The 17523-nt window shown below is 50.3% G+C and carries 19 protein-coding genes; 4 read left to right on the top strand and 15 right to left on the bottom strand.

Annotated features, from left to right (window positions below):
* Positions 1-99 precede the first annotated feature (99 nt).
* From SK39_RS02995 to SK39_RS03060, 14 genes are all read right to left on the bottom strand, one after another.
* Entirely contained in the window at positions 100-549 is a 450-nt protein-coding gene (locus SK39_RS02995; protein WP_048216638.1) for a hypothetical protein, read from the bottom strand.
* Between the two features lie 24 nt (positions 550-573).
* Positions 574-1059 (bottom strand): TlpA family protein disulfide reductase, encoded by a 486-nt coding sequence (locus tag SK39_RS03000; protein WP_003036003.1) that lies wholly within the window; start codon positions 1057-1059, stop codon positions 574-576.
* On the bottom strand, positions 1046-1741 hold the full coding sequence (locus SK39_RS03005) for an ABC transporter ATP-binding protein (RefSeq protein ID WP_003836817.1): 696 nt from the start codon (positions 1739-1741) through the stop codon (positions 1046-1048). Before SK39_RS03005 ends, SK39_RS03000 begins: the two co-directional genes overlap by 14 nt.
* 4 nt (positions 1742-1745) lie before the next feature.
* Positions 1746-2876, bottom strand: a complete 1131-nt coding sequence (locus SK39_RS03010) for an ABC transporter permease (protein ID WP_003836818.1) — start codon at positions 2874-2876, stop codon at positions 1746-1748.
* Positions 2866-4149 (bottom strand): ABC transporter permease, encoded by a 1284-nt coding sequence (locus SK39_RS03015; RefSeq protein WP_003836819.1) that lies wholly within the window; start codon positions 4147-4149, stop codon positions 2866-2868. The genes SK39_RS03010 and SK39_RS03015 overlap by 11 nt, the downstream gene beginning before the upstream one ends.
* A gap of 2 nt (positions 4150-4151) precedes the next feature.
* A complete protein-coding gene (locus SK39_RS03020; protein ID WP_016149897.1) occupies positions 4152-5531 on the bottom strand; it encodes a Fe-S-containing protein in 1380 nt (459 codons plus the stop codon).
* A 200-nt stretch (positions 5532-5731) separates the two neighbouring features.
* Entirely contained in the window at positions 5732-6259 is a 528-nt protein-coding gene (locus SK39_RS03025) for an iron transporter (protein WP_003035987.1), read from the bottom strand.
* Positions 6260-6288: 29 nt separating this feature from the next.
* Positions 6289-8238 carry an FTR1 family iron permease gene (locus SK39_RS03030; protein ID WP_032933625.1) on the bottom strand — a complete coding sequence of 650 codons (1950 nt, stop codon included), beginning with the start codon at positions 8236-8238 and terminating at the stop codon, positions 6289-6291.
* Between the two features lie 272 nt (positions 8239-8510).
* The gene (gene nqrC, locus SK39_RS03035; protein ID WP_003836822.1) at positions 8511-9263 is read right to left on the bottom strand and encodes an NADH:ubiquinone reductase (Na(+)-transporting) subunit C; all 753 of its coding nucleotides are present in this window, start codon (positions 9261-9263) and stop codon (positions 8511-8513) included.
* A gap of 195 nt (positions 9264-9458) precedes the next feature.
* The gene (locus tag SK39_RS03040; protein ID WP_003035978.1) at positions 9459-9965 is read right to left on the bottom strand and encodes a protein disulfide oxidoreductase; all 507 of its coding nucleotides are present in this window, start codon (positions 9963-9965) and stop codon (positions 9459-9461) included.
* On the bottom strand, positions 9955-10578 hold the full coding sequence (locus SK39_RS03045) for a DsbA family protein (RefSeq protein ID WP_003035975.1): 624 nt from the start codon (positions 10576-10578) through the stop codon (positions 9955-9957). Before SK39_RS03045 ends, SK39_RS03040 begins: the two co-directional genes overlap by 11 nt.
* Positions 10575-12455, bottom strand: coding sequence for a protein-disulfide reductase DsbD family protein (locus tag SK39_RS03050; protein WP_016149895.1), 1881 nt, complete (start codon positions 12453-12455; stop codon positions 10575-10577). The genes SK39_RS03045 and SK39_RS03050 overlap by 4 nt, the downstream gene beginning before the upstream one ends.
* A 48-nt stretch (positions 12456-12503) precedes the next feature.
* Positions 12504-12866, bottom strand: a complete 363-nt coding sequence (locus SK39_RS03055) for a hypothetical protein (protein ID WP_048216639.1) — start codon at positions 12864-12866, stop codon at positions 12504-12506.
* Between the two features lie 70 nt (positions 12867-12936).
* Positions 12937-13341 carry a VOC family protein gene (locus SK39_RS03060; RefSeq protein WP_003035964.1) on the bottom strand — a complete coding sequence of 135 codons (405 nt, stop codon included), beginning with the start codon at positions 13339-13341 and terminating at the stop codon, positions 12937-12939.
* Positions 13342-13737: 396 nt separating this feature from the next.
* Here SK39_RS03060 and dsbA point away from each other — a divergent pair, with 396 nt between their 5' ends.
* The 4 genes from dsbA (at position 13738) to SK39_RS03080 (ending at position 16577) form a co-directional block, all read left to right on the top strand.
* The gene (dsbA, locus tag SK39_RS03065) at positions 13738-14361 is read left to right on the top strand and encodes a thiol:disulfide interchange protein DsbA (RefSeq protein WP_003035960.1); all 624 of its coding nucleotides are present in this window, start codon (positions 13738-13740) and stop codon (positions 14359-14361) included.
* Between the two features lie 193 nt (positions 14362-14554).
* The gene (cbpA, locus tag SK39_RS03070) at positions 14555-15475 is read left to right on the top strand and encodes a curved DNA-binding protein (RefSeq protein WP_032936268.1); all 921 of its coding nucleotides are present in this window, start codon (positions 14555-14557) and stop codon (positions 15473-15475) included.
* Positions 15475-15768: a chaperone modulator CbpM gene (gene cbpM, locus SK39_RS03075; protein ID WP_048216640.1), complete on the top strand. Its 294-nt coding sequence runs from the start codon at positions 15475-15477 to the stop codon at positions 15766-15768. The genes cbpA and cbpM overlap by 1 nt, the downstream gene beginning before the upstream one ends.
* A gap of 122 nt (positions 15769-15890) precedes the next feature.
* Positions 15891-16577: a Crp/Fnr family transcriptional regulator gene (locus SK39_RS03080; protein WP_032936270.1), complete on the top strand. Its 687-nt coding sequence runs from the start codon at positions 15891-15893 to the stop codon at positions 16575-16577.
* A 48-nt stretch (positions 16578-16625) separates the two neighbouring features.
* Here the strand turns inward: SK39_RS03080 and SK39_RS03085 are convergent, their stop codons facing one another.
* Positions 16626-17459: an outer membrane protein OmpK gene (locus SK39_RS03085; RefSeq protein WP_032936272.1), complete on the bottom strand. Its 834-nt coding sequence runs from the start codon at positions 17457-17459 to the stop codon at positions 16626-16628.
* Positions 17460-17523 lie beyond the last annotated feature (64 nt).

Genomic DNA, 17523 nt, shown 5'->3' on the forward strand with positions numbered 1-17523 from the left:
AGCCAGATTAAACGCAACTATGAATACTTGCTTCGTCGGTTGACGAAATATGCCATTCAATTATTCGCAGATAATCACTTCGCTGCGGATATTGCGTGCTCAATATAAGGTTCCATCTGTCAAATACAATTGATGAAAGCGCGTGTTATCTGGGATGTTGTGTAAAAGGGAACGCTCAGTATCAATGAACTCTCGTTGTATCCGATAATGAACCGCATCATCAGTTTCAAAGGAAACGTATTCCCGTTTGGTATATGGTTTACTTTTTAATTTCACATACACAATGTATTGCACCGTACTGAATGTCAGTCCAGTTTTTGCAGCAATCTCTTTCAGATTTAGTGGTTCAGAAGACGTATAGAGTGTTTGTACCTGTTCAATACGTTTTTGATTGTAGGCGGATACCCGCAGGCTGAGTTTCAGTCGATACGCCATATTGCGCACAACCGTAATATTAGTGTGAAGCATCCCCGCAATCTGCTCCGTCGTGAGAACGCCTGCGTTTTCACGCAGGACGGCCAGACTCTCTTTATTCCACCTGAATGCCATATAGTGTTTCTCTTTGTATCGCGTTCATCGGGCGGCCAGTCGCGCAAACGTTGCATCTAACTCAGGCGGTTTCCGCATCCCCTGGTGTAATTCCAGTACACGACCATCCCTGTCAATTAACACAGAGGTTGGCGTGCCGATGACCTGATAGCGTTCCTGGGAAATCTTAAGCTGATCGCGGAGTACCGGGTAAGAAACCTGATGTTTCGCCAGTAAGTCATCTATGTTAACCGTTGCCGGATCGGTATTCACAGCCACGACCACAACGTTATCGCCCCACTTTTTACTTAGCGCTTCCAGCGCGTCCATTTCGGCAAGACAGCCACCGCATCCCGCCGACCAAAAGTTTAGATAAATAGCCTTTCCACGCCAGCGCTCAAGCCCAGCCTTCCCCCCCTGCAGGTCGAATGTTGCCAGCGCCGGGGCTTGCTGCCCAACCACCAACTTCTCTTCTTTACATCCACTAATCAGAACCAAAATGGCGAAAGTTAATACGTTAATCCAGCGCATGTTGATTAGCCTCCTCACCGTGATATTTGCCATGCTGCAAACGGATAATACGATCGGCAAATAACCCCAGCGCCGGATTATGCGTCACCATCACAATCGTGCGCCCCTGCCGATGCAGGTCAGTGAGTAGATCCAACACCCGCTGTTCATTCTCTTCATCGAGGTTACCCGTAGGTTCATCGGCAAAAATCACCGGCGGCTCATTGACCAGCGCCCGGGCAATGCACACCCGTTGCTGCTCTCCCCCAGAAAGTTGACTCGGCAGGTGCGTTACTCGATGCCCAAGACCGACTTGTTCCAGAACCTTCCTGGCCGCCGCTTCATCTACCACGCTATGGTAGTGTTGCGCCAGCATGATATTCTCCAGCGCGGTTAAAAACGGGATCAGATGAAACTGCTGGAATACCAACCCTATTTTCTCAGCGCGAAAACGGCGACGCCCCTCTTCATCCAGTGCGGCAGCATCAATCCCATCTAAAAACACCTGACCTTCTGTCGCGGTGTCCAGGCAGGTCAGAATATTCATCAGTGTCGTTTTACCCGAACCAGAAGCGCCCATAATCGCGACAAACTCCCCCTGCACTATTTGCAGGTTGATGTCATCTAAGGCGGTAACATCGCCGAACCGTTTATATAAATGGCGGGTTTCAATCGCCATTGATGGGGTCTGCACAACGGACATGGCGTTACTCTCCTTTCAACACTTTTGCGGGTTCGATGCTAACCGCGCGACGGACCGGAACAATCGCCGCCAGAATGGCGACCAGTAAAGATAATGTCAGGGTGATGGGCAGCACTGGCCAGCGTAGCGATATTGCGGCATTGAATACAGTCAGTCCCAGTAGTTGGGCCAACATGTACCCTAAGATCCACCCACAAACCACTGCAGCCAGCGCGATAATGCAGGTTTCAAGGAGAATTTGCCGGACAATATCACCGTTGCTGGCCCCCAACGCTTTTTGCAGCGCAAATTCCCTTGCCCGCTCACCCACAATGGCCATCAACGTGGTATTCACACACAAAGATGACAGCGCAAGGATCACAACCGATACCAGCCCCATTAACCCTTTTATTTTATCCAGTACCTGTCCTTCTGATGCGGAGACTTTCCGTATTGGACGGATCTCCAGATCCGGGTATTGAGCCTGCAATCGGCTGGCATAGTTTTCCACCTGACCGACATCGTTACTGACACTCAGCAGCCCATGGCTGATTTTATCGGGCTGATGCAACCACGCCTGCGCCACTTCAAGACTCACAATTAGCATGTTATCTGTCGCATCACCGGCTTCAACAATGCCTTTTATCTGTAAGTTTTTGCGCTGATTGTGATCCACCAGGATGATGTTATCGCCCGGTTGGACGTTAAGACGCTCAGCCAATTTGATGCCAATCATCGCATTGCGATCGTCAAAGCTGACACCAATCCAATTCCCCTGAACCTGCCAGTACGGCACCAGCTTTTGCAAGGATTCAAACCACACGCCGACAATCACCACCTTCTCCAGCTCGGTACGCGCCATACCGTAAAGCCAAGGACTGGCTCCGTGAACCAGGCCTTGCGGTGCCTGATCTAAAATAGTCTGCAACGCTTGCTGCGGCATGCCGGAGCCATGGCCTGGCCCGATGTAGAAATTTGCGCCAAAGGTCCGCAATTCTTCACTCATTTTGGTATTGATGTCGAACCACACCGCAGATAGCGCGGTCACAATGGTCGCCCCGACCATCAATGCGGCAAATACTACGCTAACTCGCTGAAAACGCAGACGCAGTGCCCGCCATACCAGCAACCAGAGCATCGTACGTTTAGCGGCCATACAGCACCTCCACAGGATACAGGCGGGCAATACGGCGGGCCGGGAACCAGGTGCCAATCAGGGCAATCAGGACCGCAATAACCAATACACATGGCACCACAATCCAGGCAAAATTCAATGGCGCATCAAATAGCATCAGGCCAATCGCTTTCGCCATTCCCCATCCAGCAACACATCCCAATGCCCCTCCGGCCAGTCCACTGGACGCGGCTTCAAGATAGAACAACAGCATGATTTGCCACTGATGCGCGCCAAGCGCCTTCATCAGGCCGATCTCTTTAGCGCGTTCCATAATGGTGCTGGTCATAAGTGACGCAATTCCCATAGCCGAAGCTGCCAGTGCTGCGACGGTCACTACGGCCATCAGCAACTGAATTTTATCGATTACAACCCCCTCAGATGCAGCAACCTGCCACACAGGGCGAACTTCTGCACCGGAAATAGCCTCCTCCAGTTGATGAGCAATGGACGAGACATAGGCAGTGCAGTACCAAAGGTCGTACTCTTCAGCATTCAGTGCATCGAGATTTTCACGCGCCCGACGCGACAATTCATTTTCCGGCACCGTCAGCGCTGAGACACGAATGGCCTGTACTTTGCCGGGTAAATCCAGCAGCGTTTGCGCCGTGCTCAACGGCATAACCAGTTGGTTATCCTCGTCCCCGCCGCTGGAGAGAATGCCGCTGACGGCCACATTCAACGTTGTATTGCTGGTACGGATCACCAGTTTATCGCCTGGCTTCCAGCCCGTTTGTCGTGCCAACGCATGCCCTACCAGTGTTTGAGGAGCATCACCAGCAGGCTCTTGCGGCCAGTGGCCTGTCACTTGCCAGAACGGGCTTACCGTTTTTTGCCCCGTCTCAAACCCTTCTTCATCTGGAATATCTACCGGTTGGCTGAAGAAGGTGCCGAGAATACGTACTTCTTTGCCGTTAACGTCGACATCACCGCCAAGCATAGGGGCAAAGCCGACAATGTTGTTGCGCCAGAAGATATCCTTAATGTTGGGGAGTTCCGCTTCATCAAGGAAATCCTGTCCTGATAGTGGATTACTGTTTTCACTGAAAAGTGCAGGAAGCGCCGCCTGTCCGGCAGGTTCAATCAAAATATTGGCACCATAGGACTTCAATTCTCTGGACATTTTATCGCCAATATCAATCGACACCGCCAGCAGGGCGGAGATAAGGCTGGACGCAAGAAAGACGGTCATAATAGCCAGCCCCTTGCGTCGGAGATTACGCCCCCAGGATTGTCGTAACATTCTCCACAGCATTGTTACTCCTCCCTCAATTCAGCAGGGACGAACTGTTCCGGGGTTTTACGGAAGCGATCGTAATTGGCCTCGGACGAGAAAAACCAGGTTTTGCCACCATAGCTGTATTTGTAGTCAGCAGAAGTATTGGTCAATGTGGAACCATCAACCGGGTCGGTCACCTTGATGGTCATGACCGTCGAGAAGTAATTCACGCCAGCAGCCAGCTCTTTACCTGGGATCACCAGCTCTTTCTCATCATTACGCCAGTTTTCAATTGGCACAGGATTGCAACCACCAGGTTTACCAATCGAAGGAATGAAAATGTGTACCCCGCATGCCACGCAGATAACCTGATTACCTTCCATCACGTAACCCTGATCGCCGCACAGTAGACAGGCATCAAAAACTACCCCCAAACGCAACTTATCGGGATAACGGTTAATCACGAAAAAACGTACCGCTTTACCATCATCAGCCACCCAAACAAAGCGGTGCAGCTTGCCATCACGGAGTCGTTCTATTGGCAGATGAACCATGCCATCACTGGCAAGTTGTACCGGAATGGCTTCTGACAACTGCGGCGGTTGAGAGGCGACTTTTTCCCACCACAGTTGTCCGGCGATCACCACCACCGCACAACCTAGCGTGACCAGCCAAAGACGAAACGCATTTCGACGATGCGCCAGCGCCAGTCGATAAGCAATCGGCTCATCGGCTTTACGCGTCTGGCGGAACGCGCATAACAACGCCGGTACCCAGCACAGTGCCAGAGCAAGTAATAGGGCGGCCCCCAACCAGTTATACATCGCCGCGTTGTTTGTCACTTTGGCCACGAAACTCAATAGCGATTTCGCCAGCGGTAGCACCTGCAGTTTCATTAGCAGTAGCAACAAATTACCGCTTAATGGCAGCCAAATCATGACCATCAGAATCAGCGTCAACGGCCAGTAGAGTCCACGAATACGACGCAACAGCATGGCGCTCAGTACCCCAACCAGGCAGAGGATCGCAAATGCCAATAGCATTGCCGTCAGATTCAACAGCAGATCGGTATTTAGCACATGGGTGCTGGTTAATCCGCCGAGATTGGGATCCAAAGCCCAATGTCGGGCTGCGCCAAACACCAAAATCCCCTGCCACAGGTAGCGAATGCGCTTTGATACCCACCAGAAGCTCAACACAAACAGCAGCGTAATCATCACTTCTGTGCCAACCAGCAACAATTGCACTGGCTGCGAGCCACGGAGGGTCAGTCCCACCAGCACGCCAACGATTAAACCTGTGAGTAAGGTCCAGACGAGTGGGCGCAAAGAAGGGGGATCGATGCGACTCCAGAGAACCCCGGAGAGCAGCGCAATGCAGAAAAAAACCTGTAGCGTCGTGACAAAAAAATAACTCATAACATCGACTCTGTACGGCGGATTGAATGATGTAACTATCCAGGTACATCGATAATTTAGAGCCAGCCCATCAGGGGGATAAGTTCGCGGTCAGTTAAGACATGAGCAGCGCAAAACAAATCGTGGGTACACTTCGTACGTAAGATTGTGAGCACTGCCCGGTCCAAAATGGCAAATCAAGCAGCCTGATGGAAAAGCGCTTAGTTCAGGCCGACGTATTTAAATTCATAACTCACGTCAAATGGTTTCCACCAACGACCAACGCCGGTCTCACTGTCTGTATGACGGTGCATACCTGCTTTTGACGGCGGTTCGATGTGATAGGTCACTTTATAGTTACCCACCCCCATCATTTTGATGTTCGCACCGTAATGAGGGCCATCGCTGGCAACCATCGGCATGAACGTACCTTCTTGTTTTTCACCCGTATCACTGTTAATCAAGGTGTAACTGATAGTCAGATAAGGGATCCACTCGCCTGCGCCAAAACCATTTTTACTGCCTTCCACGGCATGAATATCCGCCTCAAGGTGAATATCGGCTTTTGCTGCCGGTAATCCCATGCCACGCGGTTCCATATCGATTGGCTGCAGGTAAACAGCGGCCAGTTCCATCTCATTCATGGTGACAGGCTCACCTGCCGGATACTCCTTAAAGGCAAACGCTGCCGGAGCAGTGAAAATACCGGCCATCACTGCACTGGCAATCAGGGTTTTCTTCATGGTCATCAGACATATCCTCTCGTCTCAAATAACAGCTATAGATTAGTTTTTATCGTTTCCCCAGGAACAGTGCTTTTCCTCCGCATCACCCACAGCGCCGCCAGCGCCGCAAGTAGCAATATGGCCTGCGGTAATAACGTTTCCACGTAGGGATAAATTCCCAACCAACTGATTTCGGGGAAGCCGTTAATCAACGTTGGCTGGAACAGCTTACCTTCCACCAGTTCCAGAACCCCTTTGCCCGCAAATACAAAGGCCATCAGGTACATAAAACTGCCGGTAAACATAAAGAACGGCTTCAAAGGCAGGCGTACAACCGAGTAGCGCATAATGAGCCAGGCGACCAGCAGAACAACACAGCCGATAACAAAACCTGCCGCAATCGCCATATGCCCAGAAATATCATTCGCATCCCCGATCAGGGCGTAGTAAAACAGCACGGTCTCCGCCCCTTCGCGGTAAACCGCCAGGAAACTGGTAAGCCACAGTCCAACCAGTGAACCACGGGAAAGTGAGTGGGACAGTTTCCCTTCCAGCCATGCTTTCCAGTGGCGAGCCTCGACTTTAGACAGTAACCAGTAGCTCATGAAGAACAGCATGACGACGGCAATCAGCATCGTTACGCCTTCCAGCAGTTCTCGGCTGGCGCCGGAATTCGTGAACAGGAGTTGGAATATCACAGCGGTAATGACGCTGGCGAATAATGCAACAATCACCGACTGGCGAATTAACGGAAGCTTATCCTGGTGATTGTTTTTCACCATATAAGCCACGATGGCCGCCACAATAAGCAGGGCCTCCAGTCCTTCGCGGACAATGATCATCAGGCTGTAGAGCAGCAGGCTCCACTGGGTTTCTACTCCTTCTCCCAACATCACCACCGCTTTTTGTAAATCCTGCTCCAGTGCGCTGGCTTCGGCGTTGAGTCTTTCCACTGGCTGACCCGCTTTCATCAGACTAACCAGACGCGTGAAGTAAGCCTCCAGCGAGGTTTTAAACGCCGAATCGCGAGAACCGATTTTGTTTTCCATACCGCTAGCTTCAAAGCGGTCAAAATAACTGTCTTGCACATCCAGAATGGCATTCTTCGCATCGCCCTCCTGGTAACGGGCAATCGCTTTCTGAATACTTTGATGGATACCCAACGAGACGGCAGCCCAGTCTGCGCGGGCTATATCATCCTGTGCCGTGGGCGTATTCCCCGTATTTTGCACCGCCGTGACCTGCTGTTCGTCACGGGTAGTAGGCAAACCAGGCAGAAGATCCTCAATATCCTGTAACAACGTAGTGACCTGATAAGAGACATCATTAAGGCGATCTGGCTCTGCGGTGAGCGCAATCAACGCAGAAAATTGCTGGTTAATCGCAGCAGCGTCTTTTGCCGATCGATTCTGTCTGACCGACATTTCCATCTCTGAGTTTTTAAAACCCTGATAGTGCGCTTGTTGAACGTTTTGGCTGGCTACGCTTAAATTCCCGGCCTGATAGTTATTTACTGCCTGGGCCAACAAATCGTCGATAACACGAAAACTCTCTTGCCAGTGTACGGCGATATCTGTCCTGGAAAACGCATTGTGCTGCTCTTCGGCAACCAGGCGATGTCCGCCATCTAACACAGGTTCAACTTCGCGCAGCGAGGCTTTGAGCCAGTCGATTTTAGACTGCACGTCAGAGAGCGATTTTTTTGCGCCAATCATGCGACGGATCTCACCAAAAGCGCTTTCCATCTCATAACTTTTGCTGGCGGAAATGTTGATTCGAATAGGACCTTCAAGGTTTTCAAATACCTCAAAGTAGGCCATTTGCACCGTTCGCCGCGCTTCATCAGTTTGTTGCTGAGAGTAAAGTTCTGCTGTTTTATCAAGACGTTGCTCAATATCCTCAATGAATGGAGCATAGTTTGTTGCGGCCCATACATGAAGGCTTACAAGCAAGCTACACAAAGTGGTCAGCAGGAAAACACAGAACTTACGCACGGTACGCATCCCGTAAAATACAAATGATAATTATTATCATTATCGATTTTAGCTTGCGTTGTACATGACCTGGATCATAAAAATGTCAACGGGTAACAAGTTATGTAAATTTATCTCATGAAAATGTGATGAATACGAAACTGAGACATTTGGGATTGATTAGTGATGCCGTCAATACAGGAGAATTTATCGGTGATATGGAATAGAGTTGCCCCATACTCACTGACGCAAATGAGGCCAACAGTGAGTATGAAGATAAACGTTATTTAAGACAAAAGTGATCAGGGAACTATTATATCAGGACCACGAGTAATCCGTTGCAAAAAACGGCCGTAACCCTGTTCGCCTGTCCAGTAGTTGATGCTTCTCTCAACCCCATTCGATGTCAGGGTCGCGCCAGAAATACCATCCACTGTATATTCATCGATATTCTCTGGTTTCTCCTGAGTTATTCTTAGCGCTGGCATCAAGTTATTATCAACCACTTTTTTACCCGGCCATTGCTTGCGCCAACTTTCATCTTCCACTCTGGCTCCCAAAAAAGGAGTTTCCCGCTGCTGATAGTAATACAGGTTTTTAACCGTACGTCCGTCTGGGTCAAGAGCCAGAAAGGCATACATCATTGACTTCGCACCCTCACCGAAAACAGGGAGTATAATTTGTTGAATTTTATTACTTTTATCTTTTACAAGATATACATCTGCAATAGTACAGCGCTGATGGATCTTCGCGGGATCATGTTCCGGAGCGAGTTTTTTACATCCCTGCGTCTGGACGTCATCAGCTACCCATTCACCGGAATCCAGATTAACCTTACGCGCTAAAATATAACGTTGATACAAATTTTTAATTGTTTTTTTATCGTGCTCATCTGATTTCAACAGGCCTGAAGCATGCAGAATGGCGGCATATTTCTCTTCACTGGTAGGTTCAGTGAGTTCCCCCTGATACATCATAAACCAGACAATAGCAGCAATAAAAATAAGGATACAAAAAAACATCATTGATATAACAATAACTTTACCCTTGCGCATTATTCTATAATCCCTGCGAGAAATAAGATATTTAAAACATCATCAGATATGCCATTATCCTTGTGAATTTGCAACTACAGAAAAAAATCAAAAATATATAACTATTAGTGTGTAGCTTTAGGATCAAATATCAGAACAACATGTTTTTCTTACCTTTTTATCGTAAAAAAATGCCGGGTTCCCCCGGCACAAATATCAGAATATTTTCGCCCACCACAGCCGAAGTTTCATGCCCCAGTAGCTGGTCCAGCCGCTGGTGGTTGATACCACCCGACCTTCTGACATCACCACCAACGTGGGCGTGACGCTAATCGCCCAACTGTGGGAAATAGCCCCATTCGCATCATTGATGACCGGAAATTCCACGCCTTTACGCAACAGCCAGCGAGATACCTCAGCTTCATTTCCGGAGCGTAACGCAATGGTCATCACATTTTCCCCTTCCGAGCGCAGCCTGGCGACTTCCGGCGTTGTGAAGCGGCATACGCCGCACCAGCTAGCCCAGAAATAAAGCAACACTGGCTCGTCTTTGCTGAGCGCCGCCAGCGTGACGGTTTCACCATCCAACGTTTGTAAAGGCGTACTGTCAAAAGAGGCAGGGAGCTGCGGCGCGCGCCAGGCATCCATCAGCAGCATCGCCCCCGCCAACAGAGCCAGTAAGATCAGCCCTTCGCGCAGCCAGCGGCGCAGTTTACTGAGCATTGGCCGCCGCCAGTTTTTCTTTTACCACTTCCTCAAGCGTTTCCCACGGCACCGCACCGGGAATAAGTTCATCGCCAATGATCGTTGCGGGGGTTCCCTGTACACCCACCAGTCGCGCCAGTTGCAGGTTAGTGCTCAGCGTTTCAGCACTTTGGGCGTCCAGCGTCACCGGACTGGCCCCCGCTTTTTCCTGCGCCTGTTTGATACTGACATCGGTATGGTAGCCCTTCTTCTGCATCAGTTTTTCATGTAGCGCCAGAAACTGCTGCGGATGCTGATGCCATGTCGTCAGCACGGTCCGCGCCGCCAGTTCCGAGCTTTCACCTTTAAACGGCAACGGTTTGATCACTACCGCCACGTCAGGATATTTCTGCACAATTTTTTCCAGCATTGGATCCAACTGCTTGCAGTATGGGCAGTTGTAATCGGTGAAGTTTATCAGGGTCAGTTTTGCCTGCTTTGCGCCAATCCGCGGGCTGTTGGGATCGTTAAACAGGGCTTCCTGAATTAATGCTTCAATTTGCTTTTCCTGTTCCGGGGTAAACGGTGCAGGCTCTTTCGCGATACTGACGGCAGAAAACAGGGTTAACAGCAGAACAATCATCATCTTCATGGGGTAACTCCTTTGGCATCGTTCAACGTTTGCAGTACCGCATCGCGGGTTAACAACGTGGGTAACACCTGGCCTTCCGGCAGACCGGGGCCATAAATTTGGTTATACGGCACAGCAACCTGGCCGCGTTTTTTTAGAAATTCGGTAATGACTTCAGAAGGGAGTGTCCAGTCGCCGCGCAGCGCCACCACATCCGGCTGTTGCAATGCGGCCTGTACGTCATCTTTATGCAAGACGTTGAACTTGTTTACCTTACAGGTGATGCACCAGTCTGCTGTGACGTCAATGAACACGCGCTTATGTTGCGCCAGCGCATCCTCAATAGCTTGCTCGCTTAGCGGTTGCCAGTTCACGCTCTCTTTGCCGGTGCTTTGCCCTACGAACCCGAAATGCGGGAGCAGCAACGTCGCAAGCCAGATAGCGGAACCCAGCATCATCACGCCGAGCAGACGCCGCAACATATTCATCCAGCGTCCTGGCCGCGGCAAACGCAGCGCCAGACCGGGACGCAGAGCCACCAGCAGCCACGGTAAGCTCATTCCCAGCCCAAGTGCGATAAACAATCCCCACAATGTCGGCAGCGAAGCGGTCAATGCCACCGCCACCGCCGTTCCAAGGAACGGGGCACTGCACGGCGTAGCAAGCAGCGTCGCAAATGCACCTTGCCAGAAATGTCCCGACAGACCGTTGCCGCCGTGAGTCGCCAGCGTGGTAGTCATCGCAGAAGGGAGTCGGAATTCAAACCACCCGAACAGGCTGGCGCTGAACGTCAGCATCACCAGTACCATCACGCCAATGAACCATGGATTCTGAAACTGGATCCCCCAGCCAAGCGCCTGATTGGTTAAACGCAGCACCGTCATCAATAGAGCCAGAGCCATAAATGAGACAAGTATTCCGGCTACCGATGCGAGGAACTGACGACGGACCTGGCGACGACTTTTTTCCTCGACCAGCAAAATCGAGCCCAGCTTCATGCCCAGAACCGGTAACACACAGGGCATCAGATTGAGGATCAAACCGCCCAGCAGCGCCATTAGCACCACTTGCCACAGTGGGAGTGAGGCGTTCTCAACAACCGGGGCTTCGCCAATCGCAAGACGACTTTCCTGGGCAACACCGTTATCTGCCAGCACCAGGGTGACTGACTTACCACGCAGATCCGGCGCGCCTTCTCCCCAACCGTCATGTACAGGTACCGTGGCGCGTAATGTCTCCCCCTCAACATGGATTTGCGGCATGCCAAAATCCGCATCATCAACAGCATCCAGATACAGCCCTGGTGCAGTCCAGCCTCCCGCACGGTGAGCCTCGACGACTAACTCTCCCGCCCGTGCGCCGGCGCTCAGAGCATCGGTCAGGCCGCTGGCAAGTGGGATCTGTCCCATCGCCTGAGCATAGTCATGTGCAAAAGTCGGGTCCTGGGCTGTGGGCGTTACGGAAAAAGGAAAATCCGTTAACAGGCAAACGTTGCTACAGGTGGATAGCGTCAAAACGCCGCTGAGCGTGGCGGGCGCTCTACCTCGCACCACCATCGGGAACGTCACCTTATCGTGATACCCCTGGGTAGTGATATTGGCGACCTCAAAACGAGCTGGGGTTGGCCAGAACCAGTCGACCGCAGGCATTTCCTCTTTCCAGGCGATAGCAGGCGCAACGCCCCCCTCGCCCGGAGAACGCCAGTAGGTTTTCCAGCCGTCCTCCAGTTTGACATCCAACAACAGACGGGTTTCACCGCCAGCGGACGTATCAGCGCGTAACCGCACGCTGGCGTGATCGTTATCGGGTGAACGCAGCCAGCCGGGTTCAGCCGCCCAGGATACGGGCAGCCATAGCAATAACAGACAGAGCAGTGTCTGCCTGAAAACAGTCATCATAGTTTTTCTCCGTGAATAATTATCTAACAGTCAGCAACGGCTGTTCTGTCATTCACGGAAGACGCAAAATCGGAGATGCACCCGGAGAGTGGGCGGCGAGATGGCTCGCGGTGGGAAAAAAGGTAGACGAAACGCCCGCACTGGCGCCAGCAACGACAGCAGCAGGCACAGCACCAGAATAGCACCTTCAAACAGTACGGGTGGCGCAGCCAGTAATGACTTCGCGCTCAGTTCACAAGGGGTAACGGGTGAGGCCTCATCGGCCTGCACTTGTGCGCTGGCGACAACGCTTGTAACGGCGGTATCCATCTGCAACGCGTGCAGACTCGCCATGCGTTGTGCGGTGCAAACCATCACCACAACACATGCCAGACAGAGGAACCACCATCCCATCCGTTGACGTTTCGCCATTATACCCTCACTCATTGATGCGAGTTATCTTAACCACTCGCCGGTTTTTGGCAACCTTTGCGCTGTAAAGTTATGTCCTGGCATCTGCTGGATATACCGCGATTTCAATCAGATTGAGATCGGGATCCCTGACATAAACCGAGCGAATCGGTCCTGTCGCACCGGTTCGTGCAACGGGCCCTTCAATAATCTCGACTCCGTGGGTTTGAAACGTCTCTGTCACCTCTTCCAGTGTACGCGTGGTGATAAAACACAAATCCAGCGCCCCCGGCGTTGGCGCGTAGGCTTTAGGTTCAAACTCTTTTCCCCGAATATGGAGATTGATTTTCTGATTGCCAAAGACGAAGGCTTTCCGACCTTGTGCGAAAGTTTCCAACCTCATGCCTAAAAGCTCGACATAAAAACGAACGCAAGCCTCTTCATGATTGGTGGTTAGTACCAGGTGATCCAGGTGGTCGATCATAGTGATATCCATTTGGGTTGCTCATCTCTGACACTTACCCTATTCATTCACGCGCGACAAGAAAAAGACAATCTACAGGGGTATTTGCAAATACTTAGCGCAATACCATGCCATTCACGCTTTAAGGCGAAATGATAATTAATCATATTTTCGTCTTTGTTTATTACACTATAACATTGCTAAAAACACCACCGAAAATATCACGGAAGTTATCATTCACTATTTACGAAGAATGCCAGAGAATATTTCAATGTCAGCACACAAATAATGCCCGCTACGTACTGATGCGTAAATGAAAGTAAGGGTCAGCGCATTTTCAGGGGATTTCCTTATTATATCCAGACGCAATGAATAACGTATTCATTAGCAGATAATTTGTTTATCAAATGTTATTTAGAGTATATGAAAATGAAAAAATATTTATTACCCCTGATTGGGTTACTTTTTACAGTTAGCGCTCAGGCAGCATCATTTACCGACGGTAAAGAGTATATCACCCTGGAAAAACCCGTCGCTTCCGCCCCAGCTGCGCTGAAGTTTTTCTCATTTTACTGTCCTTCCTGTTATCAGTACGATGAAGTTTTTGAAATCACGGATAACGTGAAAAAAGTACTGCCTGCTGATGTCAAACTCACCGAATACCACGTCGACTTTTTAGGTCCGCTGGGGCAAGACATGACGCACGCCTGGTCCGTCGCCATGCTGTTAAACGTACAAGATAAAGTTAAACCGTTGCTTTTTGATGCCGTTCAGAAAAAACAAACCGTTAAAACAGCGGATGATATTCGTAACGTATTTATCAGCGCGGGCGTCAGCGCCAGTGATTATGATGCCGCCTGGAACAGTTTTGCCGTGAAATCCCTGACCGCAAAACAACAAGAAATGGCTAAAGCGGTAGATTTAACCGGTGTGCCCGCCATTTTTATCAACGGTAAATATATGATCAATCCAAAAGGACTGAAATCTGACGACCTAAACTCTTTTGTGAAGAGCTACGCGGATACGGTTCGCTATCTGATCACCAAATCCTGACATTTCGCTAATCTCACTTTTCGCACCACACAACAGTCAAAAGCGCTGTTGGTGGTGCGCAATCACATCATTTAGACCAATATCCTTTCTTCCCGGTTGGCATTCGCCGTTATCAGGATTACCCTAAACTTAGCGGTGTTACCTGTTGTCGGGGTACACCTTCTTCAAGTGTTGATTTACACGAGAGAACGCTATGGAATTAAAGGATTATTACGCCATTATGGGCGTGAAACCGACAGACGATCTCAAGACAATCAAGACCGCCTATCGTCGACTCGCCCGTAAATACCATCCTGATGTCAGCAAAGAGACTGACGCTGAGGCCCGGTTTAAAGAGGTTGCTGAAGCCTGGGAAGTCCTGAGTGATGAACAGCGACGTGCCGAGTACGACCAACTGTGGCAGCATCGCAACGACCCTCAGTTCAGCCGTCAATTCCAGCAAGGAGAGGGGCAAAGCTACAGCGCCGAAGATTTCGACGATATCTTCTCCTCCATTTTTGGTCAGCGTGCGCACCAGTCGCGCCAGCGCCCTGCCAGCCGCGGGCACGACATCGAAATAGAAGTTGCCGTCTTCCTCGAAGAAACGCTTACTGAGCATAGCCGCACAATCAGTTACAACCTGCCGGTCTACAACGCATTCGGCATGGTAGAACGAGAAATTCCTAAAACACTGAACGTGAAAATTCCGGCTGGCGTCGGTAACGGTCAGCGTATCCGCCTGAAAGGTCAGGGCACGCCCGGCGAAAACGGTGGGCCGAACGGTGATTTGTGGCTGGTGATTCATATTGCGCCGCATCCGCTGTTCGATATCGTTAATCAGGATCTGGAAGTTGTCGTTCCTCTGGCGCCGTGGGAAGCTGCGCTGGGTGCGAAAGTAACCGTTCCGACGCTGAAAGAGAGCATCCTGCTGACCATTCCTGCAGGCAGCCAGGCCGGTCAGCGGCTACGCATTAAAGGCAAAGGTCTGGTAAGTAAAAAACATACCGGCGATTTGTATGCGGTGATCAAGATCGTCATGCCACCGAAACCTAACGACACCAGTGCCGCCCTGTGGCAACAACTGGCGGATGCACAAAAGACCTTTGATCCGCGCAAAGAGTGGGGGAAAGCATAATGGCTAACGTTACCGTCACTTTTACCATTACCGAATTTTGTCTGTACACCGGTGTGTCAGAAGAAGAACTGCATGAGGTTGTCGGCTTAGGGGTGATAGCACCCCATGAAGACGAGACGTTTGACGATCATGCGCTGACCGTAATGCGTCGCGCGATGCGCCTGCGTCAGGAGCTGGAACTTGACTGGCCAGGGATTGCCGTTGCATTGACGTTGCTGGAAGAGAACGCGCAGCTGCGTCAGGAAAACCGCCTGTTGCGCCAGCGGCTGTCCCGTTTTATCAGCCATCCTTAGTGCGTCAGGGCCAGCATGGTGCTGGCCCTTTTATTGTCCCGAAACCTGCTCTTAATGACATTAAGCAGTAGATGGCATACAGTCAGCGATAAGAATTATCTCAAACAATAAGACGTTGAGCCATGCAGCTTAAGCCCCTCACAAAAGGTCGTTTTCACAATATCTGGCAGCAAGATGATGCCTTAATTGAGAAGATATTCCAGGAACTGCTCTCTGAAACGCAGATGATCCACGAAGATGAGTATCTCTATCGCCAGGGACAGGTAGTCGATCGACTTATCATGGTGCAATCAGGCAGAATTTCCCTGCGTTACAGCGCGGAAAATGGTCGCCGTTTTCAGTTGGGCGCAATGGAATGTGATGAGCAACTATTTGGTGAAATGGAGTTTTTTACCGGGTATCGCTGCCAGCTTGATATCGTGGCCGAAGAGCCGTTGACCGTGGCGGTGTGCAGCTGTGATCGTCTTGAAGAAGCGCTAAACCAGCACCCGAGACTGGCGATATTTTTTGCCAGTGCGATGGCGATTGATTATCAGGATATGCTGGAAATCTTCCTGCACCGGATGCTCTACCCTATCGTTCATAACGTGGCGTATGATCTGTATCGCCAGCATCAAAACAAACAGCCGATGGATGGTTTCCATAAAAATTACCAGGAAGCAGAACGGTTCGGCACCACCGATCGGGTCTATCGGCGGGCGGTTAAAGCCCTGACGGATGCCGGACTGGTAACGCGCACGAAGCAAGGACTAGAAATTAAGGATCTGGATGGGCTGCGTAAATTCCTCGGCAATGACATCATTGACTGACACACCAACCTTCTCCGTAGAGAAGGTTGGTGTGTCAGTTCAGCGCAATCAGAATTTATAGGTAAGGTTGAAGTAGTGACCGAGTCCGGTGGTGCGCCCTGCTCCGCCGTGATTTTCCATCAATGCCATATTGCGGAAATACTTCAGGCCATAACCCACCGCATAATGCTCTGAATGCCAGTAGATACCGTTATACCATTCAATCGCGTCATTGCTGTATAACGGTTGATTAGCAATCTTGTTAGCGGCGAACTGATAGTCAAAGTAACCCTGATAGTTCAGGTAGCTGCCGTTGGCAAAGGTATAGAACGGCGTCGACCAGTTGGTCGAGAACATGTAGCCATCCCACTTGCCTTCGTTATCCGCACCGTAGTTTTCACGCACATAATGCGCATAGATGTTCATTCCCACCAGACCAAACCACGGAACCTTAACATCTGTGCCCAGACCGACATAATGTTCAAATAATTCCCGGTCGCCAATGTTATTTACCGTTGCGATATAGAATTCGTTAAATGGCCCAACGGATAAATCTTTATTAAAAATAGCATCCAGGGAAAACCGTGGGGATATCTTGGCGAAAAAGTTATCGCCACCATGGCGGTCATCCTGCTTGCGGTCAAAAATATCAAAGAAATCGACATAACCATACAGATCGATAATTCCGGAACGCGCCCCAAACTCCAGTTCCAGATAAGTGTCATTACGAATACCATAAGGCACTTTCGCATCCACACTTTGCATTAAGTTCATCTGCATCCAGTTAAAATCATTTTTACGGACGTTGCCATCGGTATAATCAGCAGCAAGCGCTTGCGTACAGCTCATTGCAACGATTGCGCCCAGAACTGTTTTTTTAATCATTGATTTATTCTTCATCATTTTCAATTCCTTTGAGCAAGGTTGAGTGTCGCCCCACCAAATAAATGGTGTGGCGACTGACTAT

Origin of the sequence: Citrobacter sp. BIDMC107 (assembly GCF_001037575.1) — a bacterium.
Lineage (GTDB): Bacteria > Pseudomonadota > Gammaproteobacteria > Enterobacterales > Enterobacteriaceae > Citrobacter > Citrobacter freundii.